Origin of the sequence: Enterobacter oligotrophicus (assembly GCF_009176645.1) — a bacterium.
In the GTDB taxonomy this organism is placed as follows: domain Bacteria; phylum Pseudomonadota; class Gammaproteobacteria; order Enterobacterales; family Enterobacteriaceae; genus Enterobacter; species Enterobacter oligotrophicus.
In genome coordinates this window covers 1,656,484-1,681,936 of record NZ_AP019007.1, presented here as the reverse complement: position 1 = coordinate 1,681,936, position 25,453 = coordinate 1,656,484, and the positions used below count along the sequence as shown (strand labels likewise).

Annotated in this window: 25 protein-coding genes and 1 tRNA gene; 18 read left to right on the top strand and 8 right to left on the bottom strand. The window is 55.7% G+C overall.

The window, feature by feature from the left end:
• Positions 1–54 precede the first annotated feature (54 nt).
• Together EoCCA6_RS07980 and EoCCA6_RS07975 are read left to right on the top strand one after the other, a co-directional pair.
• Positions 55–558: an ESA_00282 family adhesion-associated protein gene (locus tag EoCCA6_RS07980; protein ID WP_152082230.1), complete on the top strand. Its 504-nt coding sequence runs from the start codon at positions 55–57 to the stop codon at positions 556–558.
• An 81-nt stretch (positions 559–639) separates the two neighbouring features.
• Positions 640–1,128, top strand: a complete 489-nt coding sequence (locus EoCCA6_RS07975; RefSeq protein WP_152082229.1) for a TIGR00645 family protein — start codon at positions 640–642, stop codon at positions 1,126–1,128.
• Positions 1,129–1,168: 40 nt separating this feature from the next.
• On the opposite strand, the gene EoCCA6_RS07970 is transcribed toward EoCCA6_RS07975, so the two are convergent.
• Positions 1,169–2,209, bottom strand: a complete 1,041-nt coding sequence (locus EoCCA6_RS07970; protein WP_152082228.1) for an aldo/keto reductase — start codon at positions 2,207–2,209, stop codon at positions 1,169–1,171.
• A gap of 82 nt (positions 2,210–2,291) precedes the next feature.
• On the opposite strand from EoCCA6_RS07970, the gene yghX reads away from it, so the two are divergent.
• From yghX to EoCCA6_RS07955, 3 genes are all read left to right on the top strand, one after another.
• Complete coding sequence (gene yghX / locus EoCCA6_RS07965) at positions 2,292–3,179, top strand: YghX family hydrolase (protein WP_152082227.1); 888 nt, start codon at positions 2,292–2,294, stop codon at positions 3,177–3,179.
• A gap of 114 nt (positions 3,180–3,293) precedes the next feature.
• The gene (locus EoCCA6_RS07960) at positions 3,294–4,841 is read left to right on the top strand and encodes a methyl-accepting chemotaxis protein (protein ID WP_152082226.1); all 1,548 of its coding nucleotides are present in this window, start codon (positions 3,294–3,296) and stop codon (positions 4,839–4,841) included.
• A 100-nt stretch (positions 4,842–4,941) separates the two neighbouring features.
• A complete protein-coding gene (locus EoCCA6_RS07955) occupies positions 4,942–5,229 on the top strand; it encodes a DUF2623 family protein (protein WP_152082225.1) in 288 nt (95 codons plus the stop codon).
• On the opposite strand, the gene fucR is transcribed toward EoCCA6_RS07955, so the two are convergent.
• Both fucR and EoCCA6_RS07945 read right to left on the bottom strand, forming a co-directional pair.
• Complete coding sequence (gene fucR, locus EoCCA6_RS07950) at positions 5,211–5,927, bottom strand: L-fucose operon activator (RefSeq protein ID WP_152082224.1); 717 nt, start codon at positions 5,925–5,927, stop codon at positions 5,211–5,213. The genes EoCCA6_RS07955 and fucR overlap by 19 nt on opposite strands.
• Positions 5,924–6,907 carry a sensor domain-containing diguanylate cyclase gene (locus EoCCA6_RS07945; protein WP_152082223.1) on the bottom strand — a complete coding sequence of 328 codons (984 nt, stop codon included), beginning with the start codon at positions 6,905–6,907 and terminating at the stop codon, positions 5,924–5,926. The genes fucR and EoCCA6_RS07945 overlap by 4 nt, the downstream gene beginning before the upstream one ends.
• Before the next feature lie 234 nt (positions 6,908–7,141).
• Between EoCCA6_RS07945 and EoCCA6_RS07940 the strand changes: the two genes are divergently transcribed.
• Positions 7,142–8,194 (top strand): ABC transporter substrate-binding protein, encoded by a 1,053-nt coding sequence (locus EoCCA6_RS07940; RefSeq protein WP_152082222.1) that lies wholly within the window; start codon positions 7,142–7,144, stop codon positions 8,192–8,194.
• Complete coding sequence (locus EoCCA6_RS07935) at positions 8,194–8,877, top strand: molybdate ABC transporter substrate-binding protein (protein WP_152082221.1); 684 nt, start codon at positions 8,194–8,196, stop codon at positions 8,875–8,877. The genes EoCCA6_RS07940 and EoCCA6_RS07935 overlap by 1 nt, the downstream gene beginning before the upstream one ends.
• Positions 8,878–8,954: 77 nt before the next feature.
• Here the strand turns inward: EoCCA6_RS07935 and yghU are convergent, their stop codons facing one another.
• Positions 8,955–9,821, bottom strand: a complete 867-nt coding sequence (gene yghU, locus EoCCA6_RS07930; RefSeq protein ID WP_152082220.1) for a glutathione-dependent disulfide-bond oxidoreductase — start codon at positions 9,819–9,821, stop codon at positions 8,955–8,957.
• A gap of 184 nt (positions 9,822–10,005) precedes the next feature.
• Between yghU and gss the strand changes: the two genes are divergently transcribed.
• The 5 genes from gss (at position 10,006) to EoCCA6_RS07905 (ending at position 14,996) form a co-directional block, all read left to right on the top strand.
• A complete protein-coding gene (gss, locus tag EoCCA6_RS07925) occupies positions 10,006–11,868 on the top strand; it encodes a bifunctional glutathionylspermidine amidase/synthase (RefSeq protein WP_152082219.1) in 1,863 nt (620 codons plus the stop codon).
• A 129-nt stretch (positions 11,869–11,997) separates the two neighbouring features.
• A complete protein-coding gene (locus tag EoCCA6_RS07920) occupies positions 11,998–12,549 on the top strand; it encodes a peroxiredoxin (protein ID WP_152082218.1) in 552 nt (183 codons plus the stop codon).
• Between the two features lie 20 nt (positions 12,550–12,569).
• The gene (locus tag EoCCA6_RS07915) at positions 12,570–13,802 is read left to right on the top strand and encodes a protein-disulfide reductase DsbD family protein (RefSeq protein ID WP_152082217.1); all 1,233 of its coding nucleotides are present in this window, start codon (positions 12,570–12,572) and stop codon (positions 13,800–13,802) included.
• A 20-nt stretch (positions 13,803–13,822) separates the two neighbouring features.
• Positions 13,823–14,380, top strand: a complete 558-nt coding sequence (locus EoCCA6_RS07910; RefSeq protein WP_152082216.1) for a sigma-70 family RNA polymerase sigma factor — start codon at positions 13,823–13,825, stop codon at positions 14,378–14,380.
• A complete protein-coding gene (locus tag EoCCA6_RS07905) occupies positions 14,367–14,996 on the top strand; it encodes a DUF1109 family protein (RefSeq protein ID WP_152082215.1) in 630 nt (209 codons plus the stop codon). The genes EoCCA6_RS07910 and EoCCA6_RS07905 overlap by 14 nt, the downstream gene beginning before the upstream one ends.
• Before the next feature lie 43 nt (positions 14,997–15,039).
• On the opposite strand, the gene EoCCA6_RS07900 is transcribed toward EoCCA6_RS07905, so the two are convergent.
• Together EoCCA6_RS07900 and EoCCA6_RS07895 are read right to left on the bottom strand one after the other, a co-directional pair.
• Positions 15,040–15,115, bottom strand: a tRNA-Phe gene (locus EoCCA6_RS07900).
• Positions 15,116–15,210: 95 nt separating this feature from the next.
• Positions 15,211–15,924, bottom strand: coding sequence for a DUF554 domain-containing protein (locus EoCCA6_RS07895; RefSeq protein WP_152082214.1), 714 nt, complete (start codon positions 15,922–15,924; stop codon positions 15,211–15,213).
• 181 nt (positions 15,925–16,105) lie between these two features.
• Between EoCCA6_RS07895 and EoCCA6_RS07890 the strand changes: the two genes are divergently transcribed.
• A complete protein-coding gene (locus EoCCA6_RS07890; RefSeq protein ID WP_152082213.1) occupies positions 16,106–18,241 on the top strand; it encodes an ornithine decarboxylase in 2,136 nt (711 codons plus the stop codon).
• A gap of 88 nt (positions 18,242–18,329) precedes the next feature.
• On the opposite strand, the gene EoCCA6_RS07885 is transcribed toward EoCCA6_RS07890, so the two are convergent.
• Positions 18,330–19,022, bottom strand: a complete 693-nt coding sequence (locus EoCCA6_RS07885; RefSeq protein WP_152082212.1) for a response regulator — start codon at positions 19,020–19,022, stop codon at positions 18,330–18,332.
• Positions 19,012–20,649: an ATP-binding protein gene (locus tag EoCCA6_RS07880; RefSeq protein ID WP_152082211.1), complete on the bottom strand. Its 1,638-nt coding sequence runs from the start codon at positions 20,647–20,649 to the stop codon at positions 19,012–19,014. The genes EoCCA6_RS07885 and EoCCA6_RS07880 overlap by 11 nt, the downstream gene beginning before the upstream one ends.
• Positions 20,650–20,994: 345 nt before the next feature.
• Here EoCCA6_RS07880 and EoCCA6_RS07875 point away from each other — a divergent pair, with 345 nt between their 5' ends.
• From EoCCA6_RS07875 to citE, 5 genes are read left to right on the top strand one after another with little or no spacing between them, the layout of a single operon-like run.
• On the top strand, positions 20,995–22,356 hold the full coding sequence (locus EoCCA6_RS07875) for a 2-hydroxycarboxylate transporter family protein (RefSeq protein WP_152082210.1): 1,362 nt from the start codon (positions 20,995–20,997) through the stop codon (positions 22,354–22,356).
• 17 nt (positions 22,357–22,373) lie between these two features.
• Positions 22,374–23,237: a fumarylacetoacetate hydrolase family protein gene (locus EoCCA6_RS07870; RefSeq protein WP_152082209.1), complete on the top strand. Its 864-nt coding sequence runs from the start codon at positions 22,374–22,376 to the stop codon at positions 23,235–23,237.
• Positions 23,238–23,247: 10 nt separating this feature from the next.
• Entirely contained in the window at positions 23,248–24,267 is a 1,020-nt protein-coding gene (gene citC, locus EoCCA6_RS07865) for a [citrate (pro-3S)-lyase] ligase (protein WP_152082208.1), read from the top strand.
• A 16-nt stretch (positions 24,268–24,283) separates the two neighbouring features.
• Positions 24,284–24,577 (top strand): citrate lyase acyl carrier protein, encoded by a 294-nt coding sequence (gene citD, locus EoCCA6_RS07860; protein ID WP_152082207.1) that lies wholly within the window; start codon positions 24,284–24,286, stop codon positions 24,575–24,577.
• Positions 24,574–25,449, top strand: coding sequence for a citrate (pro-3S)-lyase subunit beta (gene citE, locus EoCCA6_RS07855; RefSeq protein ID WP_152082206.1), 876 nt, complete (start codon positions 24,574–24,576; stop codon positions 25,447–25,449). The genes citD and citE overlap by 4 nt, the downstream gene beginning before the upstream one ends.
• Positions 25,450–25,453 lie beyond the last annotated feature (4 nt).

Below are 25,453 nucleotides of genomic sequence, written 5' to 3'. Positions count from 1 at the left end.
TTCGTTGACAATAACATGAGGCAATTTTAAAATCAAAAAAAATGGAGCCTACCCATGAACAGCATTTCTTTTACGGTCATTACATTACTATTACTGACCGCTGGCGTTCTTTTATTGATGCAAGAGTTCAATAAAACGAAAGCGTCGAAAGATGCCAGCGAACTGCCACAACCCGAGCTGATGACAAAAGAGGAAGGGGAAGATCATTTCTCCGTTTTGATGAACTCGGTAACACCGGTTTGGTACTGGCGGGTGAACCACGAATATATCGACTTTCTGCATGCGACAATAAAGCGTATGAAAATGTCGGAAATTAACGATACGCCAGGGCTGTTTGAAGCACAGCGCCGCTGTAGCGATCTCAATTCGGCGGTGTATAAATATTATGACAATATCAAAAAGCGCTGTCTGAATGGTGAGAAAGTATCGTATTCCGATTTAGACGTATTAAACCTGCGCCAGTGTTTTCGTGAGTTCAGCCTGGAAGCCTACCCGGAGCTGGTGGTGCTGGTTTGGCCGGAGTATGCGCGTCCTGAGGTTAACCCGGACGACGTGTAAGCGTTGTGTAGGTTTGTTGTTGCAAACAGTGAGCGCCGTTGAGATATACTGAATGCTGGTTTCGTTTGCAGACAGGACTTTATGGAACGCTTCTTTGAAAATGCAATGTACGCCTCTCGCTGGCTACTGGCCCCCGTCTATTTTGGCCTCTCCCTGGCTCTGGTCGCACTGACGATTAAGTTCTTCCAGGAAATTATCCACGTCTTGCCTGATATTTTCTCCATTGCGGAAGCCGATCTGATTCTGGTTCTGCTGTCGCTGGTGGATATGACGCTGGTGGGAGGATTACTGGTCATGGTGATGCTCTCCGGCTATGAGAACTTTGTCTCCCAGCTTGATATTGCCGCGCACAAAGAAAAGCTGAACTGGCTGGGCAAGATGGATGCCTCGTCGCTGAAGAATAAAGTGGCCGCCTCGATTGTGGCGATCTCTTCTATTCATCTGCTACGCGTGTTTATGGACGCAAAGAATGTCCCGGACAATAAACTGATGTGGTATGTGATTATTCACCTGACGTTTGTGCTGTCGGCGTTTGTGATGGGATATCTGGATAAAATCAGTAAGAAGTAAATGACTCCTCTCCCCTGTGGGGAGAGGATAAAAGACCGCACTACTTATCAGACGACGCCTGCCACAGGTTCAACTCTCCATCCGCAACATGCTGGTCAATCCGCTTCAGCTCATCGTCAGTAAAGCGCAGGTTAACCAGTGCCTGCACGTTCTCTTCCAGTTGTTCCGGACGGCTCGCGCCAATCAGCACTGATGTGACGCGCTCGTCCTTCAGCAGCCAGCTCAGCGCCATCTGCGCCATCGTCTGCCCGCGGGAATGGGCCATCTCATTCAGCAGACGCAGGCTGTTCAGGTTGGCTTCAGTGAGCATTTTTTCAGTAAGACCGCGCACCTTTTTGCCTTCGCGCTGCATACGTGAACCGTCAGGAATGCCGTTCAGGTATTTGCCAGTTAACAACCCCTGCGCCAGCGGTGTAAAGGCGATACAGCCCGTGCCGTTTGCCTCCAGCGTATCCAGCAGCCCGGTCTTGTCTACCCAGCGGTTAAGCAGGTTATAGGAGGGCTGGTGGATCAGCAGCGGGATCTTCCACTCGCGCAGCAGTTCGGCCATTTTCTGCGTGCGTTCCGTTGAGTAGGAGGAAATCCCCACGTACAGCGCTTTGCCGCTCTGAACGGCATGTGCCAGCGCAGCGGCGGTCTCCTCCATCGGCGTGTTTTCGTCCACGCGGTGGGAATAAAAAATATCAACATATTCCACGCCCATGCGCTTCAGGCTCTGGTCGAGGCTGGCGAGCAGATACTTACGTGAGCCGCCCGAACCATACGGCCCCGGCCACATGTCGTAGCCCGCTTTGGTGGAGATAATCAGCTCGTCACGATACGCGGCAAAATCGTCGCGCAGCAGGCGGCCAAAATTCTCTTCGGCACTGCCCGCCGGTGGCCCGTAGTTATTGGCGAGATCAAAATGGGTAATACCGAGGTCGAACGCTTTACGCAGCAGCGCACGCTGGGAATCAAGCGGCTGGACGTGGCCAAAGCTGTGCCACAGACCGAGGGACAGCGCCGGTAAGCGCAGACCACTTTTCCCGCAGTGGCGGTACTGCATACTTTCATAGCGGCCGGTGTAAGGGTGCCAGGACATGATGTCTCCTTTCTTGTCGATGAATTTTCGAAACAACGTTTTCATTCTATGCTTATCAAATCACAAATTGTGGAGATAAGCGATGACGCGCCTGACAGCTAAAGATTTTCCGCAGGAATTACTCGATTACTACGACTATTACGCTCACGGAAAAATCACCAAACGTGAGTTCCTGAATCTCGCAGCTCGCTATGCTGTTGGCGGCGTGACGGCGCTGGCGCTGTTCAATATGCTGAAACCCAACTACGCCCTGGCAGAGCAGGTCAAATTTACCGACCCCGATATCCTCCCGGAGTACATTACCTACCCGTCACCCAACGGGCATGGTGAAGTGCGCGGCTATCTGGTCAAACCGACTAAAGCCAACGGCAAAGTGCCTGCCGTGGTGGTGGTGCATGAGAACCGTGGCCTGAACCCGTATATCGAAGATGTGGCGCGGCGTGTAGCAAAAGCCGGGTACATTGCGCTGGCACCGGACGGCTTAAGTTCGGTTGGCGGCTATCCCGGAAACGATGAAGAGGGGAAGGTGTTGCAGCAGAAAGTGGACCCGACAAAGCTGATGAACGACTTCTTCGCTGCCGTCGAATTTATGAAGAAGCACCCCGATGCAACAGGCAAGGTGGGGATCACCGGTTTCTGTTATGGCGGGGGCGTCTCGAATGCGGCAGCCGTCGCGTATCCGGAGCTGGACTGCGCGGTGCCGTTTTATGGTCGCCAGCCTGCCGCCACAGATGTGCCGAAAATAAAAGCGCCGCTTTTGCTTCATTATGCCGAACTCGATAAAAATATTAACGAAGGCTGGCCTACCTATGAAGCAGCGCTTAAATCGAATAATAAGGTCTATGAGGCGTATATCTATCCGGGCGTAAACCACGGATTTCACAACGATTCTACCCTAAGATACGATGAGCCCGCAGCGGAGCTGGCCTGGAAGCGAACGTTAAGCTGGTTTGAAAAGTACCTCAGTTGACAGATATCTGAACTTAAAAATAATCACAAAAGGTTATATTTTCCTCTGTTCCTGCCGATAACGAGGGTAAGTCTCGTCTCTGGGCGAATTCACCCTCACGGCAAGGAAAGTTCTATGCAGATGCTTCGTAATTTCACCATCCGCTTCGTCATGCTGACGATACTGGGGATCTTTTGTTTAATGTGGGCAGGCGTTGGCCTGTACAGTACCTGGTCACTGTCCAGGGTATCCGACGGTAATGATGTCGATCGTCTGCTGGTTAAACAAATGACGGTGCTCAGCCAGGGCAACGATCAATATTTTCGCTTCGTCACTCGCCTGAGCCGTGCGATGGAGGCCAAAGCGGCGGGCGGCACGCCGGATCTGGCTTCTGCCCAGCAGGCGCTCGATAACATGAGCAAAAAACTGGCTGAGATGAAGGCCATCTCTCCGGGTCCGATGGACGAACAGGTTTCTGCGCAGGTCATTGGGGCCTGGCAGGCGCTTCTCGACCAGGGCGTAACTCCGCAGATGCAGCAGGCAAAACAGGCTTCACTGGATGGTTACCGCCAGCAGGCGAACAATGTCACGCCGCCGCTGAGCCGGGCATTCGGTGCGGCAGCGGAGAACTTTAATAACGCCGCGGCAAAGGCGCTCGACAGTACCCGCGTGGTGGTTGACAGACTCACCAGCATGACCCGCACAGTCATTATCACGGCGACGGTTATCGGCCTGCTGATCCTGCTTTTTACCGACCGCTACCTGGCGGCGATGCTGGTGAAACCGCTGGCCCGCATTCGCCAGCAGTTCCGCCAGATTGCGCAGGGCGACCTCAGCCAGTCGATTGAACCTTTCGGCCGTAACTGCGTGGGACAACTGGTGCCGCTGCTGAGCGCAATGCAGGACAGCCTGCGTGAAGCGGTCAGCACTATTCGCTCCGGCAGTGAAAATATCTGGCGCGGGGCGACTGAGATCTCCAGCGGTAACAACGATCTCTCCTCACGTACTGAAGAGCAGGCTGCTGCGCTGGAAGAGACGGCGGCCAGCATGGAACAGCTCACTGCGACGGTAAAACTGAACGCTGAAAGCGCGCGTCAGGCCAGCGAACTGGCGGATATAGCATCGACGACAGCGAGCCGCGGTGGTTCGCTGGTGGACGATGTGGTCACGACCATGAGCGGTATTTCTGACAGCTCGAAGAAAATTGCCGAAATCACCACCGTGATCAACAGTATCGCCTTCCAGACCAATATCCTGGCACTCAACGCCGCGGTGGAAGCCGCGCGTGCGGGTGAGCAGGGACGCGGGTTCGCTGTGGTGGCGGGTGAAGTCCGCAACCTGGCAAGCCGCAGCGCCAACGCGGCAAAAGAGATTGAAGGACTGATCGCTGATTCTGTTTCCCGCGTGGAGCAGGGGGCAAAACTGGTGAACGACACTGGCACCACTATGGAAGCGATTCTGCGCGATGTGACCGAAGTGACCACCATCATGAAGCAAATCGCCTCCGCGTCTGAGGAGCAGAGTAAGGGCATTTCTCAGGTAGGGATTGCCATAACTCAGATGGATGGCGTCACTCAGCAGAACGCCTCGCTGGTGGAGCAAGTTTCCGCTGCGGCGTCCGCGCTTGAACGTCAGACCGAAGAGCTTCAACGTTCGGTGCAAAAATTCCGCCTCACCGCTTAATTTCTGCCCCGTAAGGCCGCTTTGTGCGGCCTTAATTTTCACTGGCTATCGCTCAAAATATCGCTATATAATTTTATATATAACGATTGAGGGCATAGCGATGGATAATCATTTTGGTAAAGGGCTGATGGCAGGCATGCGCGCCGCACAGGCTGATACGGCAAAGAACGTGGCACATTTCTGTTCGGACTATAAACGTGGTTTCGTGCTGGGGTTTTCACACCGGATGTTCGAGAAAACCGGCGATCGTCAGCTTAGCGCCTGGGAGGCGGGTATTTTGACGCGTCGTTACGGCCTGGATCGGGACATGGTGATGGACTTCTTCAGAGAGAGTCACTCGAATGCTGCGTTGCGCTATTTTATGGCAGGTTACCGCCTGGAAGGGTGAGCATCCGTAATCACGTGGGTGACCTGCGCAAGCTGGCCGATTTTCACTTCGCTTGAGCGCTGAAATTTGCTTCTGTCGATCAACAGCAGTGACTGGCTGGCGCGGTGTAGCAGGTGTGCTTTAAAGCGGGCGTTGTGTTCGACCGGGTCCCACAGGGTGCCCTGCTCATCGACGCCTTCGCAGGAGAAGATAAACAGATCGATTTCCAGCCCTTTAAGCTGAGTGGCCAGCGCCGGATTCACATAGCAGCGATATTTGCGCTCAAGCGTACCGCCGGACGAAATCAGCGTAATATTCTCGCGTTTTGCCATCTCAAGGCAGACAGGCAGACTGTTGGTGAAAACGGTGAGTTCGATATCCGGCAACTGACGCGCCAGGTGAAAACAGGTGGAGCTGGCATCAAGCGCAAGCGTCATTCCTGCGCTGATCCAGTCCAGCGCGTGGCGGGCGATATCGGCTTTATCGGCATAGTGGCTTTTTAACCGTGCACCGAACGGCTCCCCGTTATCACGGCTGTCCGGGTGGATCAGCCGTGCGCGGCCATGCTGACGTAAAATTTTCCCCTGCTGCTGGAGTCCGTTCAGATCGCGGCGGATCGTCTCTTTGCTGACGGCAAGCTGTGCGGCGAGTACATCCGTGGTCAGCCAGTCACAGCCGCTCAGCAGTTCGGTAATGCGCTGCTGCCGGTTCTGTTTCATGCGTCTGCCCCCGTGCGGGAAATTGAGATCAACGTGGTGCCGATCGCCACACCATTCTTCCCGGTATGTTTAATCTGATACATCGAACGATCTGCCCGCCTCAGCGCATTAACAAAATCATCCTGTCTGCGCACTTCGTCGATACCAATCGATGCGCCAACCTGCGCCTGGCCGTTATCCAGTTCAAACGGCGTCAGCGCTGCGCGCAGGCAGCTGTGTGCCGTACTGTTAACCAGCAAACTGGAGAGCGGAAAGGGCAGCAGCAGGACAAATTCATCCCCGCCGAGACGGCCCACGATGGTGCCTTGCGGGCAATTTTCTCGCAGACGCTGGCTGAGGTGGATTAACAGTTCATCACCGCAGCGATGACCGAAGGTATCGTTAACGGTTTTAAAGTTGTCCAGGTCGATAAACGCCACGCACAACGGCCCCGCGTCTTTTAATGCTTCGAAGTGCTTAATCAAGGCATGACGGTTGGCGAGCCCGGTGAGCGGGTCATGGTTGGCAAGCTGTGCAAGCTGTTCCTCGTACTGCTTCTCTTTGGTCATATCAATGTGGGTGCCGGTAACCTTCAGCGGCTTACCGTTCTCGTCCCATTCGCTCACGCGTCCGCGATCCAGCACCCAGGTAATAGTACCGTTTTTATGCTGCATACGATGCAGCGCTTCATAAAAGGGCGTTTTACCGTGCAGGTGATCGTAGAACGCATCCAGCACCTGCTGTTTATCGTCCGGGTGCAGATGATCGCGCCAGACCTCAAACTGGGCGCTCAGCTCTTTTGGCTGATAGCCCAACATCGAACCCCAGCGGCGGTTATAGATGATCAATTTCCCTGTCGGCACGTCGAGCTGCCACAGGCACAGGCCTGTGCCATCAAGCGCCGCGCTGAGTTTGCTGCGGGCGTCACGCGCCAGCCTGACAAGCCGGGCGTTGTGCTTTTTCAGATTTTGAATCTGCTGTTTTAGCGCCTGTTCTGACATGCGTAGAATCTTAGGGGAAATAAGAATGATTCTTGCCAGATTATGGGGGCTTGTAAATATGATGTTGAAAAAAGAGAGTGATTTGCGTTAAGGACTGACATGCTGTCGGATAGCGGTTGTGCCTGACCCAGCCTGCGGGGTCATCATACTTGTCGCTTCTACCCCCTAAGCACACCACGACTGACCAGGTTAATCGTTGTATAATCTATTGCATAACGAAAATATGAGGGCATTATGAAGCAACGTTTCTGGCAGGCAGTCGTCTTTAGCGCACTGATTTTACTTCCGTTATCTTCCCAGGCATCCCGTCAGATAACCGATCAAATTGGCCGTACCGTCACCCTTCCTGATGAGGTCGACCGCGTGGTGGTACTCCAGCATCAGACTCTTAACCTGCTGGTGCAGATGAACGCCACCGACAAAATCGTCGGCGTGATGGCGAACTGGAAACAGCAGCTTGGCGATGGCTATGCGCGTCTGGCTCCTGAGCTGAACCAGAAAGCGGCACTGGGCGATCTCACCCACGTCGACCCGGAAAAACTGGTGGCTCTGAAGCCGCAGGTGGTGTTTGTCACCAACTATGCGCCGCAGGAGATGATCGACGCGATCGGCCGTCTTGGTATTCCGGTCGTGGCGATCTCCCTGCGTCACGATGCCGTCGGTGAAAAAGCCAAAATGAACCCGACCATGGCCGATGAAGAACAAGCCTATGATCTGGGGCTGCGCGAGGGGATCACCCTGATTGGCGAGATCGTCAATAAACAGTCAGAAGCCAAAGCGTTGATTGATGCTACGGATAACGGCCGCAAGATGGTCAGCGAGCGCCTTAAGGATATCCCGGCAGAAAAACGCGTTCGCGCGTATATGGCTAACCCGGAACTCACCACCTACGGTTCCGGGAAATACACCGGTTTGATGATGGCACATGCGGGCGCAGTTAACGTGGCTGCGTCGACCATCCAGGGCTTTAAAACCGTGGCGATGGAGCAGGTGATCGCCTGGAACCCGCAGGTGATCTTCGTGCAGGATCGCTACCCGTCCGTGGTCAATGAGATCAACACCAGCCCGCAGTGGCAGGTCATCGATGCGGTGAAAAATAAGCGCGTTTACCTGATGCCGGACTACGCCAAAGCCTGGGGCTACCCGATGCCGGAAGCAATGGGCATTGGTGAACTGTGGATGGCGAAAAAACTCTACCCGGAAAAATTCAAGGACGTGGATATGCGCAAAGTGGCAAACGACTGGTATCAGCGCTTCTACCGCACCACCTACCAGGGCATCGACTGATGCGCGTGCTGGCGGCGGGGAGCCTGAGGGCGGTCTGGCAGCCGTTAATGGCGCACTTTCAGGAACCCGTTGAAACAGCGTTTGGTCCGGCTGGTTTGTTACGTGAACGTATTGAAGCAGGTGAGCGGTGCGACCTCTTCGCGTCAGCGAACAGGGCACATCCACAGACGCTGCTGGCCGCTGGCCGGGCGATAGCGGTTGTACCGTTTGCCAGCAACACACTCTGCCTGACGGTGCGCAGCGATGCGCTGCGCGAGGGTGATGACTGGTTATCGCTGCTCACACGTAGTGAGTTACGGATCGCCACCTCAACGGCCGGAGCCGATCCGTCGGGTGACTACACGCAAGCACTGTTTACCCGCATGGGTGAGGCTGGTAAGGCAGTGAGAGCGCGGGCAAGGGCGCGGGTAGGGGGACGTGATTCACCCCCCATTCCTGCGGGTAAGCTGGCGGCGGAGTGGATCATCGGGAGCGGGCAGGCTGAGGTGTTTATCGGTTATGCGAGCTACGCTCAGAAACTGTGCCAGATTGATGGGCTGACGGTTATCGACATCCCCGCACCGTTTAACCCGCGCGCGGAGTATGCCTGCGCGGTGATGACGGCACAGGGGAAAGACCTGGCGGATTATCTGGTATCGGAAAAGGCAAAAACGATCTTGCTCAAAGCAGGGTTCGGCGTGTAATTCAGCCGGGCGGCGCTGCGCTTACCCGGCCTGTAAAACCAGATCGCCCGGTAAGCGCAGCGCCACCGGGCAATTTATCAGCCCTGACGTTTATCTTCGGTATGGGTATCGAAGTCGCTCGCCGAATGGCGCTCATGAAGCTGCTCGCTCAGCTCACCGTTGGTGCGGTTAACGATACGGCCGCGTTTCACCGCCGGACGGTTCGCCACATCTTTCGCCCAGCGCTGCACGTTGGTGTATTTTTCTGCATCCAGGAACTCGGCGGCATTATAGACGTTGCCGAGCGCCACGCTGCCAAACCACGGCCAGATGGCCATATCGGCGATGGTGTACTCTTCACCTGCCACGTAACGCCCGCGCGCCAGCTGCTTATCCAGAACATCAAGCAGACGTTTGGCTTCCATCGTGAAGCGGTCGATCGCGTACTCAATCTTCACCGGCGCATAGTTGTAGAAGTGGCCGAAACCGCCACCGAGAAACGGTGCCGCGCCCTGCAGCCAGAAAAGCCAGTTGAGCGTTTCAGTACGGCCCGCCGGATCTTTTGGCAGGAAGTGACCAAATTTCTCTGCGAGGTATAGCAGGATGCTGCCGGATTCAAACACGCGCGTTGGCGGGGTGGTGGAGTGGTCACGCAGTGCCGGTATTTTCGAGTTCGGGTTCACGTCCACAAAACCGCTGGAGAACTGATCGCCCTCACCAATGCGAATTAACCACGCGTCGTACTCTGCCCCCGTCACGCCCAACGCCAGTAACTCCTCAAGCATGATGGTCACTTTCTGGCCGTTCGGCGTGCCCAGGGAGTAGAGCTGTAGCGGATGCGAACCGACGGGCAGATCTTTCTCATGCGTCGCGCCGGAAATCGGGCGGTTGATATTGGCGAATGCGCCGCCGTTATTCTTTTTCCATTCCCACACTTTCGGTGGCTGATAAGTGTTGTCTGACATGTTGGCCTGCCTTTTTATGTGATGTGTTGAGGCAGTGTAGCAGGAGATGCATGAACCGTTTAACGATGTGAGCGTAATGGATAGGGTAGGTGTATGATGAATCCACCTCTGTCAGGTTAATTACAACGTGCAGACGACGACAACCCTTCAAAAAATTGCCGCCTGCCTGTTTTAGGTTGGAAAGATGCGTAAAGGAAAGTTAAGCAGTGACGCTCCGTTTGGGACGTTGTTAGGCTATGCGCCGGGTGGCGTGGCGATTTACTCTTCAAATTACGGCAGCCTCGATCCGCGTCATTACCCGGAAGATGCGGATTTCCGAAGCTATATCAGCAATGAATACATGGGCCATAAATGGCAGTGTGTTGAGTTTGCGCGCCGTTTCCTGTTCCTCAACTACGGTTGTGTCTTCACTGACGTCGGCATGGCGTGGGAGATTTTTTCCCTGCGCTTTTTACGTGAAGTCGTGAACGACAATATTCTGCCGCTTCAGGCGTTTGCGAATGGCTCGAAACGCACACCGCAGGCCGGGGCGCTGTTGATCTGGCAAAAGGGCGGTGAGTTTCACGAAACCGGCCACGTTGCGGTGATCACCCAATTGTTGAACGATAAAGTGCGTATCGCCGAGCAGAACGTTATCCATTCTCCCCTCCCGCTGGGCCAGCAGTGGACGCGTGAGCTGAGAATGACCGTGGAAAACGGCTGCTACACGCTGCATGACACCTTCAACGACACCGAAATTCTGGGCTGGATGATCCAGACGGATGACACCGAACATAGTCTGCCGCAGCCGGAACCCGACGGCGAGCAGTTGAAAATCAGCGGTGCACGGCTGAAGAACAAACGCCAGTTCGACGGGAAATGGCTCAACGAAAACGATGCCCTGCAGCAGGCGTATGTTCGCGCGAACGGTCACGTGATCAATAAAGATCCCTGCCAGTATTTCACTATCACCGAAAGCGCCGAGCAGGAGCTGATCAAGGCCACCAACGAACTGCACCTGATGTACCTGCACGCGACCGACAAAGTGCTGAAAGACGACAACTTACTGGCACTTTTTGACATACCGAAAATCCTCTGGCCGCGCCTGCGCCTCTCCTGGCAGTGGCGTCGCCACCATATGATCACCGGTCGTATGGATTTCTGTATGGATGAGCGCGGCATCAAAGTGTACGAGTACAACGCCGACTCTGCCTCATGCCACACTGAGGGCGGGTTAATTCTCGAAGAGTGGGTGAAAAACGGCTATCGCGGCACCGGACACAACCCGGCGGAAGGGTTGCTGGAAGAACTTACCGGTGCATGGAAACACAGCCACGCGCGTCCATTTGTTCACATCATGCAGGACAACGATGTCGAAGAGGATTACCACGCGCTCTTTATCCAGCGTTCGCTGATGCAGGCCGGGTTCGACACTAAAATCCTGCACGGGCTGGGGGCGCTGAGCTGGGATACCGCCGGACAGCTGATTGACGACGAAGGCCGTCATGTTAATTGCGTGTGGAAAACCTGGGCGTGGGAGACGGCGATTGAGCAGATCCGTGAGGTGAGTGAGACCGAATACGCTGCGGTGCCGATCCGCACCGGGCACCCTGAAGGAGAAGTGCGCCTGATTGATGTCCTGCTGCGCCCGGAAGTGCTGGTCTTCGAACCGCTATGGACGGTGATTCCCGGCAATAAGGCCATTTTGCCGGTGCTCTGGCAACTGTTCCCGAACCATCGTTATCTGCTCGATACCGACTTCGAGGTTAACGATCTGCTGAAACAGACCGGTTATGCCGTCAAACCGATTGCCGGACGCTGCGGAAGCAATATTGACCTGATCAGCGCCCAGGATGAACTGCTGGATAAATCCAGCGGTAAGTTTGTCGATCGCAAAAACATCTACCAGCAGTTGTGGTGCCTGCCGAAGGTTGACGGTAAGTACATTCAGGTCTGTACCTTTACCGTGGGCGGGAACTACGGCGGAACGTGCCTGCGCGGGGATGAATCGCTGGTGGTGAAGAAAGAGAGCGATATTGAACCGCTGATTGTGCTGAAAGACAAATAACCTTCACCAGGGTTAAACGCCGATCCGCAAGTAACCCTTGCGGATTTTTTTTATCGGCGAGCGAAACCTTTGGGCGTTAGCGTGCGAACTATTATTCATACAGCACCTTTTTCCCTGATGGAGCCGACCATGAAACGTTTAAAAACCTTGTCAGCCGCTGCCGTACTGAGTTTTTCCCTTTTCGCGATGAGCGCTCACGCCGCGCTTGAAGCCGGTGCGAAAGCGCCGGACTTCAGCCTGCAAGGTGCGCTCGGCGGTAAACCGCTGACTTTCTCGCTCCAGCAGGCGCTGCAGAAAGGCCCGGTGGTGCTCTATTTCTTCCCGGCGGCTTTTACCAAAGGTTGTACCCTTGAGGCGCACGCCTTCGCTGAAGCGACCGATGATTTCAAAAAGCTGGGCGCAACCGTCGTGGGTGTTACCGCCGGGAATGTGGATCAGGTGGACGAATTCTCGAAACTGGAGTGCCGGGATAAATTTGCCGTCGCAGCCGACCCTGGTGCGAAAGTGGCGTCGGAGTACCAGACCCTGATGCAGATGAACGGTAAAACCCTTTCTGACCGTACTTCGTTCGTCATCGCGCCGGATGGCAAAATTTTGCTGAGCTACACGGACCGTAACCCTGACGAGCATATCCAGAAAACCATGGATGCTGTGAAAAAGTACGCAAATTCGCATTCGTAATTCAGCCACCGGGGTTCGCTATGCTCACTGCCATTCTCGCCGCCTTTGTGGGTGGCATTATTCTCAACTTTATGCCCTGCGTGTTCCCGGTCATTTCCCTGAAGGCGCTGGGTGTTCTGCGTCATCAGGGCGACACCAAAAGCGCGCGCACCGAAGGGCTGGGCTTTCTGCTTGGGGTGATCTTTACCATGCTGGTACTGGCCGCCATTCTGCTGGCGCTACGTGCGGGGGGAACGGCCGTCGGCTGGGGGTTCCAGCTTCAGTCGCCGCTGGTGATTGCCGCGCTGGCGTTGATTATTCTTGGGGCGGCGCTCAACCTGCTTGGCGTGTTTGAAGTGGGCTTGTCGTTGCAGCGGGCGGGTGAAATCCAGGTTGGACGTGGCGCGTTTACGCGCTCGGCATTAACCGGCGCGCTGGCGATTGTGGTTGCCACGCCATGCTCAGCGCCGTTTATGGCTGGCGCGGTGGGATATGCACTGGTGCAGCCTCCGGCCGTTTCACTGGGGATTTTTCTGGCGCTGGCGCTCGGGTTTGCTGCGCCGTTTACTCTGATTTCGCTCTTTCCGGCCATTGCCGAACGCCTGCCGCGGCCAGGAGCCTGGATGGACATTCTCAAACGCGGGCTTGCTTTCCCGATGCTGGGAGCCTTCGCCTGGCTGGTGTGGGTACTGACACAACAGGCAGGCACCACGGCGCTGGCGGCTATGCTTGCCTGCGCCGTGGTGGTGAGCTTTGCGGCATGGCTGTACGGCATGGCTCAGCGCAGGCGCTATACCGGCAAGCCGTATAAAACGCTGCTGGCCGTCACGATGGTGCTGTTGATTGCCGCCATCGGCCCGCTGCCGGGTGTGATGCACACGCAGCCTTCGCAGCCGGAAGTGCAGAGCGCCAAAAACATCACACCTGTGAAATGGTCGCCGCAGACGGTGGCAGAGATGCGCGGGCAGGGCAAAGCGATCTTTGTGAACTTTACGGCATCGTGGTGCATTACCTGCCAGGTGAACGACAAAACGTCGCTGTCGACGGAAGCGGTCAAACAGGCGCTTTCGCGCACGGGCACCGTTTATATGGTGGCGGACTCAACCAAATTTAACGCCGATATCGACGACGCTATGAATACGTTTGGGCAGGGTGGGTTGCCGTTGTATGTGGTCTACCCGGCGGACGGTAGCGCGCCAAAAGTGCTGCCGCAGGTGCTGACACCCTCCATCGTGGTCAATGCCCTCAATCAGGCAGCCGATAAAAAAGCATGAGGTAACCATTGTGGCGGAATATGGATAACGGCCTGGCTCCGCGTGATGCGTGGCCCGCGCTGATGGCTCAAGCGCAGACGGGCGATCGCAACGCGTATACACAGCTGTTGCGGGCCATTGTTCCGGTTATTCGGGCGATTGTCCGCAAGCAGATTACCGACAGCGTACTGGTTGACGATGTTATCCAGGATGTTCTGCTGACGGTTCACCGGGTGCGTCATACCTACGATCCCGCCTGTCCGTTTCTGCCGTGGCTGATGGCGATAGCCCAGGCCCGCACCGTCGATGCGTTACGCAAGCGCGGGCGTCACTGGCAGCGCGAAACCGATGAAGAGCGTGTCGATGATGATGTTTACGCGGATACCACCGACCATCATGAAAAAGAGGAGCAACTGGCGCTGATACTGGACCAGCTTCCGGCACGTCAGCGCCAGATTGTAGAGCATATCCATCTGCAAGAGATGAGTCTCGCTGAGGCGGCTGTACGCAACAACTTAAGCGTAGCGGCAGTGAAATCGTTATTACACAGAGCATTAACCAACCTTCGCCGGATGGGAGCAAACCATGGCCGATCATGATCTTTTAATTGAGCAACTGAGCCAGAATGCCAGGCCGATACGACGGACCTGGGCAAGTAACCGACGGGTCGCCGCCTGGTTACTGATGGCTCTGCCGTGCGGCTGGTTAAGCAGCCTGGTGTTCCAGCGTGTGGCGACGGACTGGACGCAGTCGGGCGCACTGCTGGCGGCGCTTCAGCTGATCGTGGCATTTGTCACGGGGACGCTGGCTATCCGCAATGCGTTTCTGCTGAGCATTGCCGGGCGAAAACCGCTTGGCTGGAGAGGGTTTATACCGCTGATTGCGATCTGGCTGGGGAGCGTGATGTTAAGCCTCGGACAGACGCACGTTCAGGATCACCACCCGGATGAGGTGAACTGCTATGTCTTTATGATGGCGGTCAGTGCGCCAATGGTGGCGATCGTAATCGGTTATCTGCGACGTACACGGGCACTGTATCCGCTGCGTACGCTTGCAACGGCAGGGGCAGGCGTGGCTTGTATGGCGTTAACGCTGCTGTCGTTTTGCCATCCGGTTGAAGTACATCCGGTCGATTTTTTGCTGCATGTGGCGGCGGGAGTGACGATTGTCATCGGAACGATGGTGGCAGGGTGGTGGTGGGTGACGATCCGGTAACAGAAAAGCAAAAACCCGCCTTTTGGGCGGGTTCTTTAAATAGTGGTGCCCGGACTCGGAATCGAACCAAGGACACGGGGATTTTCAATCCCCTGCTCTACCGACTGAGCTATCCGGGCAACGGGGCGCATTAAACCCGATCCGCCTTCCGCCGTCAACGAAATTTGTTGTTTTCGTTACAGACTGCACAATCCCTCGCCAGTTCGCCGCAAACTTAAGCGAAAAAGTGCGTCCAGAGCGCGGAAAGCGGCATGGCGAGCAACAGCGCGGGTAGCATATTCACCACCGCGAACATTTTAATTCCGCAGATGCGCAGCCCCGTTGCCAGCAACAGCAGGCCACCGACGGCGGTAAAATCCGCCATCATGGCGGGCGTTGTCAGCGGCAGAATTAGCGTGGCGCAGGTGGCAAGTGCCAGCTGGATGATCAGCATCGGTACACAAATCGCCGCTACAGCAATGCCGAGCGTGGTGGCGAAAATGGTGGCGGTGAAGAAATCGAGGAATGCTTTGGCAATCAATATACTGGGGTCGCCGGTCATCCCTTCCTGCATCGAGCCGAAAATCCCCGTGCCGCTGGCGCAAAACAGAATAATTATCGCAACGTAGTTCTGAATAAACGACTCGTGGCTGCCATTCTTCGCCTTGCCGGGGCGTGAAATCAGGTTTTTGGCTTTGCTTACCGCGTTGTTGATGCCTTTTTCCAGATAGCAAAATTCACCAATCAGTGCGCCGAGCAGGGTTGCCAGCACCATCACCGGCAGGTTGGCGCACTTGATCACCAGCAGGATACCAATGCCTAACGAGGCCAGGCCAAATATGGAGGGCATGGATGAGCGAATACGCTCCGGTAACCGCTGGCTTAACACTGCGCCAAGTATGCCGCCCAGTAATACCGCACTGGCGTTGATAAAGGGTCCAATTACCACCGTTAACTCCTGTTACTTAATCATTGGTATTGCATGATTATGACACGTCAACACTGCATTACGCTTAGCTTTGGAAGTTTTAGTGCATACTGATTCCTTGTTGCACCTAAAAATAAAAAGTGACATGATTGCGCGAATTTTCTCCTCCCTGTCTCACCATTCGGTGAGGGTAACTGCGCCTATGAAATCCATGAAAATTGCCGTCAGCCGCGCGCTGGTGTCCTCCGTGTCTACGCACCGTGAAAAGGTGACGCTGGATAATACCGACTTCACCGATGTGGCGGCTGTCGTCATTACGGTCGCTGAAAGCTGTAGCGGCATTCTGGCGTTACTGAAACGCACAGGCTTCCAGCTTCCGGTATTTATGTTCTCACAAGAGCCGACGGATGTTCCTGATGGTGTCACGGCCGTGATCTCGGGTAAAGCACAGGAGTTTCTGGAACTGGAATCTGCCGCCAGCCAATATGAAGAGAACCTGCTGCCGCCTTTTTTTGACACCCTGAGTCAGTATGTGGCGATGGGAAACAGCACTTTTGCCTGCCCTGGTCACCAGCACGGCGCGTTTTTCAAAAAGCACCCGGCAGGGCGGCAGTTCTATGATTTCTTTGGTGAGAACATTTTTCGCGCCGATATGTGCAATGCCGATGTGAAACTTGGTGATTTATTGATCCACGAAGGTTCCGCCAAACATGCACAAAAGTTCGCGGCAAAAGTCTTTAACGCAGACAAAACCTATTTTGTTCTGAACGGCACGTCGGCCGCCAACAAAGTGGTGACCAACGCGCTATTGACCCGCGGTGACCTGGTGCTGTTCGACCGCAACAACCATAAATCTAACCACCATGGTGCGCTGATCCAGGCGGGTGCTACGCCGGTTTATCTGGAGGCGGCACGTAACCCGTTTGGTTTTATCGGTGGCATCGACGCGCATTGTTTTGACGACGCCTTTCTGCGAAATCTGATCCGTGATGTCGCGCCGGAAAAGGCCACAGAGAAACGGCCGTTTCGTCTGGCGGTGATCCAGCTTGGCACCTACGATGGTACGATCTACAACGCCCGTCAGGTGATCGACAAGATCGGCCATCTGTGCGATTACATCCTTTTTGACTCCGCGTGGGTGGGCTACGAGCAGTTTATCCCGATGATGGCGGACAGCTCGCCGCTGCTGCTGGAACTGAATGAGAACGATCCGGGCATTTTTGTGACTCAGTCGGTGCATAAACAACAGGCCGGGTTCTCGCAAACCTCGCAGATCCATAAAAAAGATAACCACATCCGTGGCCAGGCACGTTTTTGCCCGCACAAGCGCCTCAACAATGCGTTTATGCTTCACGCCTCCACCAGTCCGTTTTATCCGCTGTTTGCTGCGCTGGACGTGAACGCCAAAATCCACGAAGGCGAAAGCGGGCGCAGGCTCTGGGCGGAGTGTGTCGAGCTTGGCATTGAGGCGCGCAAGGCGATCATTGCCAATTGCCGTATGATCAAACCCTTTATTCCGCCAGTGGTGGCGGGGCGTCCGTGGCAGGATCATCCCACTCACGCCATTGCCAGCGAGCGTCGCTTCTTCAGCTTTGAGCCGGGTGCGAAATGGCACGGTTTTGAAGGCTATGCCAGCGAACAGTATGTTGTCGACCCGTGCAAGCTGCTGCTGACCACGCCGGGCATTGATGCGGAAACCGGTAACTATACTGGCTTCGGCATTCCGGCAACCATCCTCGCGCATTATCTGCGTGAGAACGGCATCGTGCCGGAGAAGTGCGATCTGAACTCGATCCTGTTCCTGCTGACGCCTGCCGAAAGCGACGAGAAGATGGCGCAACTGGTGGCGATGCTCGGCCAGTTTGAACAGCATATTGAAGACGACACGCCACTCGCGGACGTGCTGCCGACCATTTACCAGAAGTATCCGGTGCGCTATCGCGACTACACCCTTCGCCAGCTGTGCCAGGAGATGCACGATCTCTACGTGAGCTTTAACGTGAAGGATCTGCAAAAGGCGATGTTCCGTCAGGAGAGTCTGCCTGCGGTCGCGATGAACCCGCAGGATGCGAATCAGGAATATATTCGCGGGAACGTGGAGTTAGTGCGTATTCGTGATGCTGAAGGCCGTATCGCCGCTGAAGGCGCACTGCCTTACCCGCCAGGCGTGCTGTGTGTGGTGCCGGGTGAAATCTGGGGCGGTGCGGTGCAACGGTACTTCCTGGCGCTGGAAGAGGGCGTCAATCTGCTGCCGGGGTTCTCGCCGGAACTGCAGGGCGTTTACAGCGAAAAAGATGCGGACGGGATTAAGCGGTTGTATGGGTATGTGTTGAAGTAGACCTCTGCCCGAACGTAGGCCGGGTAAGCACTAGCGCCACCCGGCGATTTGCCCGGTGGCGCAGGCTTACCGGGCCTACAAAAATCTTTTAGGCCTCTGCCCTTCGGTACATCCTTCTCGGATGCCCAATCTTCCCGTACAGCATCTCCACGCTCAGGAACCCGACCTCTACGCAGTGCTCCAGATAGCGCCGGGTGGTGGTTTTGCTCAGCCCCGTTTCGCTCACCACCTCATCCACGGAAAAATAGTGCGTCGCCTTGTCGTTAAACAGCGTCTGCACCCGCGCCAGCGTGTTCTCCTCAATGCCTTTGCTGCCGTTATCCAGGCGGTAGTTTTTTGCCTGTAGCTGATACAACGAGTCCACGTTCTGCTGGTCGACAATCTTCCAGACGCGCTGCTGCTCAGCGAACTGCACAAAGCGCTCCAGCGACTGGCTGAGCCGCTTCCAGGAAACCGGCTTCAGGATGTAGTCAAACGCGCCGTTACGAATAGCCTGGCTGCAGGTGTCCATGTCACTGGCGGCGGTAATGAAAATCACCGAGCAGTTGGCGCGAGCCAGCATTGGGTTGCTGATAAGCGTGATGCCCTTGCCGTCCGGCAGGTAGTTATCCAGTAACATTAGCTGTGGTCGCTTGCTTTCCAGCTGTGCCTGCGCGTCTGAAAGCGATGAGGCAATCCCTGCCAGCCTCAGACGCGGGTGTTTACTGATAAGCTCCGCGTGCAATTGCGCCAGTTCGTTCTCGTCTTCAACAATCAGTACGTCGATAAGTTCATGTTGCATAATCAGTATCTTCCATTTCCTGTGCGGGACGCCGTGCGGTTCCCGTGGCGGGAATAAACAGAGAGAAAATGGCACCGCGTGGCGTGTTATCGGCAACTTCAATCGCCCCGCCAGCCTGTGTGACATAACTTTCGATCAGATACAGGCCAATACCGTGATCCCCGCGTGTTTTGGTGGTGATGCCGCGTTCAAATATCTGTTCGCGGATCTCCGGTTTGATACCGACGCCCTGGTCGGCCACTTCTATGATGAGTTCCTGTTCGTTCAGTTTTATCAGCACTTCGACCGGCTCATGCGGAAGTGGAGCGCGTTGCGTCGCTTCAATGGCGTTATCCAGCAGGTTCCCGATAATCGAGATCAGTTCTGATTCGAGCAGGGGCTGGAACGGTTTATCCATCCGGCAGGCCGGGTCGAAAATCAGCTCAACGCCTTTTTCCCGTGCGCGCGCAGCTTTACCTAACAGCAGGCCGCACAGCGTCGGGGAGCTAAAGCGTGCAGAGACAAAGTCCAGCAGTTCCTGCGCGTGTTCCGACTGCGCCTGAATGTAGCCAATCGCCTCTTCGTAGCGACCCATATGCAGCAGGCCGGAGAGCGTGGTCATGCGGTTCAACTGCTCATGACGCATGATGCGCAGGTTATCGACATAACGTTTCACCTGGCTGAGCTGGGCGCTGAGGGAGTCGATCTCATTGCGATCGCGAAAGGTGATCACCCAGCCCTGCAGCGAATTTTCCAGCATGATCCGTACCCGGCTGGCAATCACCGTGAGATCGTTAAAGCGGCAGATTTCGTCATGGGTATCTTTCACCAGCATGGTCTGCGTGTTGAAGAACGGAACGGGGGCAATCACCTGGCTAATCAGCTGACCACGCAGCTCGCGTGCAGGCTGGCTCAGGCCCAGCAGCTTACGCGCCGCCTGGTTGATCACTTCTATCCGCAGGTCGTCGTCGATCGCGATCACGCCTTCATAGATCGACTCCATCATCGCCTTTTGCTGGCGCACCAGCAGGCCGATTTCACGTGGCTCAAGAGAGAATATCTGTTTTTTAATACTGCGGGTGAAAAACCAGGAAAAGACAAACAGGGCGATTAACAACAGTACGGCGGCTATTAGAATATTGACGACTTTATTGACGGTGATGGTATCAAGATAGCTGGTGAGATAGCCCACCGAGACAATCCCGACCACCTGTCCCGCATCGTTAAAAATGGGGGCTTTGCTGCGCAGCGAAATGCCTAAACCACCCTTGCGAATGGTGGTGGTGCTTTTACCGTGCAACACCTCGTCGTTATCCCCGCCGACCAGCGTTTTGCCTACCCGGTCAGCAAACACCGAATGGAACAGATGCAGCCCTTTATTATCGCCAATTACAATAAAACTGGCGTCGCTGTGGGCTGCTATTTTCTGCATAAAGTCGTGAATGCCTTTGATATCTTTCTGTGCGACTTCATTGCGCAGAGATGGAATAAGCGCAATCTCTTCGGCCTGTATTTTGGCTCGCGCACTCATTTCCTGATAAAGCTGTCTGCCGACGTCGACATAATAATATCCACCCAGTAGCGCAAACAGTACCGAGAAAAAGGCTACCAGTGAAATAAACAGCTTGATCTGAAATGATACTTTCATAACTATCACGCAGGGTATCAACAAGGCAGGCTAATATATCATCTTTTTCGGCGCGGACGCCTGCTTTGCCGAAAACTTGTGATCCTTTGCACAGCCCGCTCTGTAAAAGATTTTTCCGAAAGGCTTATCATCTTAAGGCGAAATTAATAAATGTTATTTGTATGTTCAATTAAGAAAAGAAACCATAAAAACCACGCCAATAAATAAGGCGTAAATCACATTAAATAAAAGAAACCATTAAAACCATAGCTGCCATTAAAACTTCGCTTTTAATATGCCTTTCCTCACATAAAGTAAGCCTTTGTGACTCTAAGCTGAACCCACAAAATAACTAAGGGGCTTATTATGAGCACAACTGACGATTCATTCTCTGTTACCCACGACCCGATTGATATTCAGCGGCCTTCGCTTAAAGAGCGCTGGTGGCATATTATGGATACCTGGAAAATCGGGATTATTCCTCTGCCGCTGTTTGTCCTGGCGGGCGCGCTGATCGCCATTGATTGTCTGGGCGGAAAACTGCCGAGCGACATCGTGGTGATGGTGGCGACGCTGGCCTTCTTCGGCTTTGCCTGCGGTGAGTTTGGCAAACGCCTGCCGATTGTCGGCAAGCTCGGCGCGGCGGCGATTTGCGCCACCTTCATCCCTTCCGCGCTGGTCTATTATGGCCTGCTGCCGGACGTGGTGGTGGAATCCACGACGAAGTTTTACAAATCCACCAACATTCTCTATCTCTACATTTGCTGCATCATTGTCGGCAGCATCATGAGCATGAACCGCACGGTGCTGATTCAGGGCTTCCTGCGCATCTTCTTCCCGATGCTGTGCGGTGAAATTGTCGGCATGATTGTCGGGATGGGCGTTGGTCTGGCGCTCGGTCTTGAGCCGTTCCAGATCTTCTTCTTTATCATTTTGCCAATTATGGCAGGCGGCGTGGGTGAAGGGGCGATCCCGCTCTCTATCGGTTACGCCACACTGTTGCACATGGATCAGGGCGTGGCGCTCGGCCGTGTCCTGCCAATGGTGATGCTCGGCGGTCTGACGGCGATCATCATCTCCGGCTGCCTGAACCAGCTCGGTAAGCGCTACCCGCACCTGACCGGTGAAGGCCAGTTAATGCCAAACCGCGCGAATGCCGATACCACTGTCTCTCAGCCTGCGTTCTCCGGTAAAGCCGACGTCACCACTATTGCCTCCGGCGCGCTGCTGGCGGTGCTGCTCTACATGCTGGGGATGCTCGGTCACAAGCTGATTGGTCTGCCTGCGCCGGTTGGCATGCTGTTTATGGCCGTGCTGGTGAAGCTCTGCAACGGTGCGTCTCCGCGTCTGCTGGAAGGCTCTCAGGTGGTTTACAAATTCTTCCAGACTTCCGTGACCTATCCCATCCTCTTTGCCGTCGGCGTGGCGATCACCCCGTGGCACGAACTGGTGGCGGCGTTCACCGTCAGCAACCTGCTGGTTATCGTCAGCACCGTCTCCGCGCTGGTGGCAACCGGTTTCTTCGTCGGCAAAAAAATTGGTATGCACCCGATTGATGTCGCCATCGTCTCCTGCTGCCAGAGCGGGCAGGGCGGAACCGGCGACGTGGCGATCCTGACCGCAGGCAACCGCATGAGCCTGATGCCCTTCGCCCAGATTGCTACCCGTATTGGCGGCGCGATTAACGTCTCCGTCTCACTGCTGATACTGGGCAACTTCCTCGTTTAAGTCTTCAGGAAACAACAATGAAACTCGCAAGTTTTTTATATCAGGGAAAACGCAGCTACGGCATCGTCCAGGCCGAAGGTGTGATTGATTTAGGTCGCCGTCTGGGTGACCGCTACAGCGACCTCAAAGCGCTGTTGCAGGGCAACGGGCTGGCGCAGGCCACCCGTTATCTCAACGATGCGGTGGATGTGCCGATGAGCGCCATCACCTTTTTACCGGTGATTGAGCAGCCGGAGAAAATCCTTTGCGTGGGCATGAATTATGCCGACAAGCGCAAGGAGTTTGACCAGCACAACCCGGCTCCGACGCTGTTTGTCCGCTTCCCGGATTCGCAGACCGGCCACAATGAACCGGTACTGAAACCACGCCATTCCAGTGAATTCGATTACGAAGGCGAGCTGGCGGTGATCATCGGTAAAGGTGGCGAGAACATCAGCCGCGACGACGCGCTGCGCCATGTGGCAGGTTACAGCTGCTATATGGACGGCTCCGCCCGTGACTGGCAGCACACGTGGTTTACCGCCGGGAAAAACTGGCGTCAGACTGGCGCGTTTGGCCCGTGGATGGCAACGGCGGACGAGATCCCGGACCCGCATCAGTTAGCAATCCGTACCTGGCTGAACGGGCGCATGGTGCAGGAGGACAACACCAGCAGCATGATCCACAAGGTTGCGGAACTGATCGAGTACATCAGCACCTTCACCCGGCTCAGCCCAGGCGATGTGATCATTACCGGCTCCCCTGGTGGCGTGGGTAAAAAACGTAATCCGCCGCTGTTTATGAAAGAGGGTGACCGCATTGAGGTGGAGATCGAGCATATCGGTCATCTGAGTAATGTGATCATGGAAGCGCCAGCCACCGGGCTTGCGGCAGCACACTGAGAAACGCGGCATGAACAGTCAACCCACTATCGATTTTCGCCACACGCTTGTGGCGAAACATCCGGAACGCCTGAGCCAGATCCGTTACCTGCTGGCAGACAGCGGCCTGGGCCTCGACAATGACATCGAGCTGTTTGTCGAAGCCTGGTCCGGCTCGCAGCTGGTGGGTTGCGCCGGGCTTGCTACCAACGTCATCAAATGCGTGGCGGTCAACGAGCAGCTGCGCGGCGAGAATCTCAGCGCGCGGTTGCTGGCAGAGGTAGAGAATGCCGCGCTGGAGCGCGGCCATTTTCACCTCTTCCTCTGCACTCGCCCGTGCAACAAGGAGCGCTTTGGCCGCAGCGGTTTCTGGCCGATTGCCCAGAGCGGGAACAACGCGGTGCTGATGGAGAACACGCCGCAGGGGATCGCGCGTTACTGCCGCTCGCTTGCCGCGAAGCGTAAGTGTGGGGAGAAAATCGGCGCGATTGTAATGAACGCCAATCCGTTCACCCTCGGCCACCGACATCTGGTGGAGCAGGCGGCGCGGCAGTGCGATGCCCTGCACCTGTTTGTGGTGCGTGAAGATGCCTCGTTCTTCCCGTTCAGCGCGCGTCTGGAGATGGTGCGTTTGGGCGTGGCGCATCTGACGAATGTGTCAGTGCATGAAGGCTCGCAGTACATCATCTCCCGCGCCACTTTTCCGGCCTACTTCCTGAAGGAGACCGGCAAAGTGCAGCAGGCATGGAGTGAAATCGACGTGCTGATCTTCCGTGACTTCATCGCCCCGGCGCTGGGGATCACCCATCGCTTTATCGGCTCGGAGCCGTTCTGCGATATCACCCGCCAGTACAACCAGACGCTGCACGACCTTTTGGCCTCGCATATTGACGTGGTGGAGATGCCGCGCATCAAGGCCACCGGCAACGCCATTTCGGCCTCGGAAGTGCGCCGTTTACTCAGGACACAGCAGTTTTCCCGCATTCGGGAGATTGTCCCGGAATCCACTTTCGCGCATCTCGAAGCGCACTACAGCGCGGAAGTCGCATAACTATCAGGAAATTATCATGAAAATTGTTAGGGAGGCGCTGGCCGGTACGCAGGAGTCCAGCGACCTGATGGTGAAAATCGCCCCCGCCGACGGCGAGCTGGAGATTGTCATCCACAGTGAAGTGATTAAGCAGTTTGGCGAGCAGATCCGCCATGTCGTTGACGAGACATTGCGCACGATGAACGTGCACCAGGGATTAATCATTATTGAAGACAAAGGGGCGCTGGACTGTGTGATCCGCGCCCGCCTGCAAAGCGCGCTAATGCGTGCCGCCGATGAACAGGCTATCAACTGGGGGGCGCTGAAATGAGCAAACTCCGCCGCAGTATGCTGTTCCTGCCGGGGGCTAACGCCGCCATGCTCTCAACCGCGTTTATCTACCGTCCTGACTCCATCATGTTCGATCTTGAAGACGCCGTCGCCCTGCGCGAGAAAGATACCGCGCGGATGCTGGTGTTCCACGCGCTGCAGCATCCGATGTATCAGGATATCGAAACCGTGGTGCGCATTAACCCGCTCAGCACGCCGTTTGGCCTGCTGGATCTGGAAGCCGCCGTGCGGGCGGGGGTGGACGTGATCCGCCTGCCGAAAACCGACACGCCGGATGATATCGACGAGCTGGAAGGTCACCTGGCGCGCATTGAGCGCGAATGCGGGCGCGACGTGGGATCAACCCGCGTCATGGCCGCGATTGAATCGGCAGTGGGCGTGATCAACGCCGTGGCGATTGCCCGCAGCTCTCCGCGCTTAATCGGCATCGCGCTGGCCGCCTTTGACTACGTGATGGACATGCAGACCGAGCGCGGCGACGGTACCGAACTGTTCTACGCCCGCTGTGCTGTGCTGCACGCCGCCCGCGCCGCTGGCATCGATGCCTTCGACGTGGTGTGGTCAGACGTTAACGACGAGGCCGGGTTCCTGCGCGAGGTCGAGTTGATCCGCAAGATGGGCTTTAACGGTAAGTCGCTGATTAACCCGCGCCAGATTGACCTGCTGCATAACGCCTATGCGCCAACCCTGCAGGAGGTCGAGCACGCGAAGCGGGTGATCGAAGCCGCAGAAGAGGGCGAACGTAACGGCCTGGGCGTGGTATCGCTCAACGGCAAAATGGTCGACGCCCCGATTATTAACCACGCGCAGGTCGTGCTGGAGCGCGCGGCGGCCTCCGGCGTGCGTCGGTAAGGAT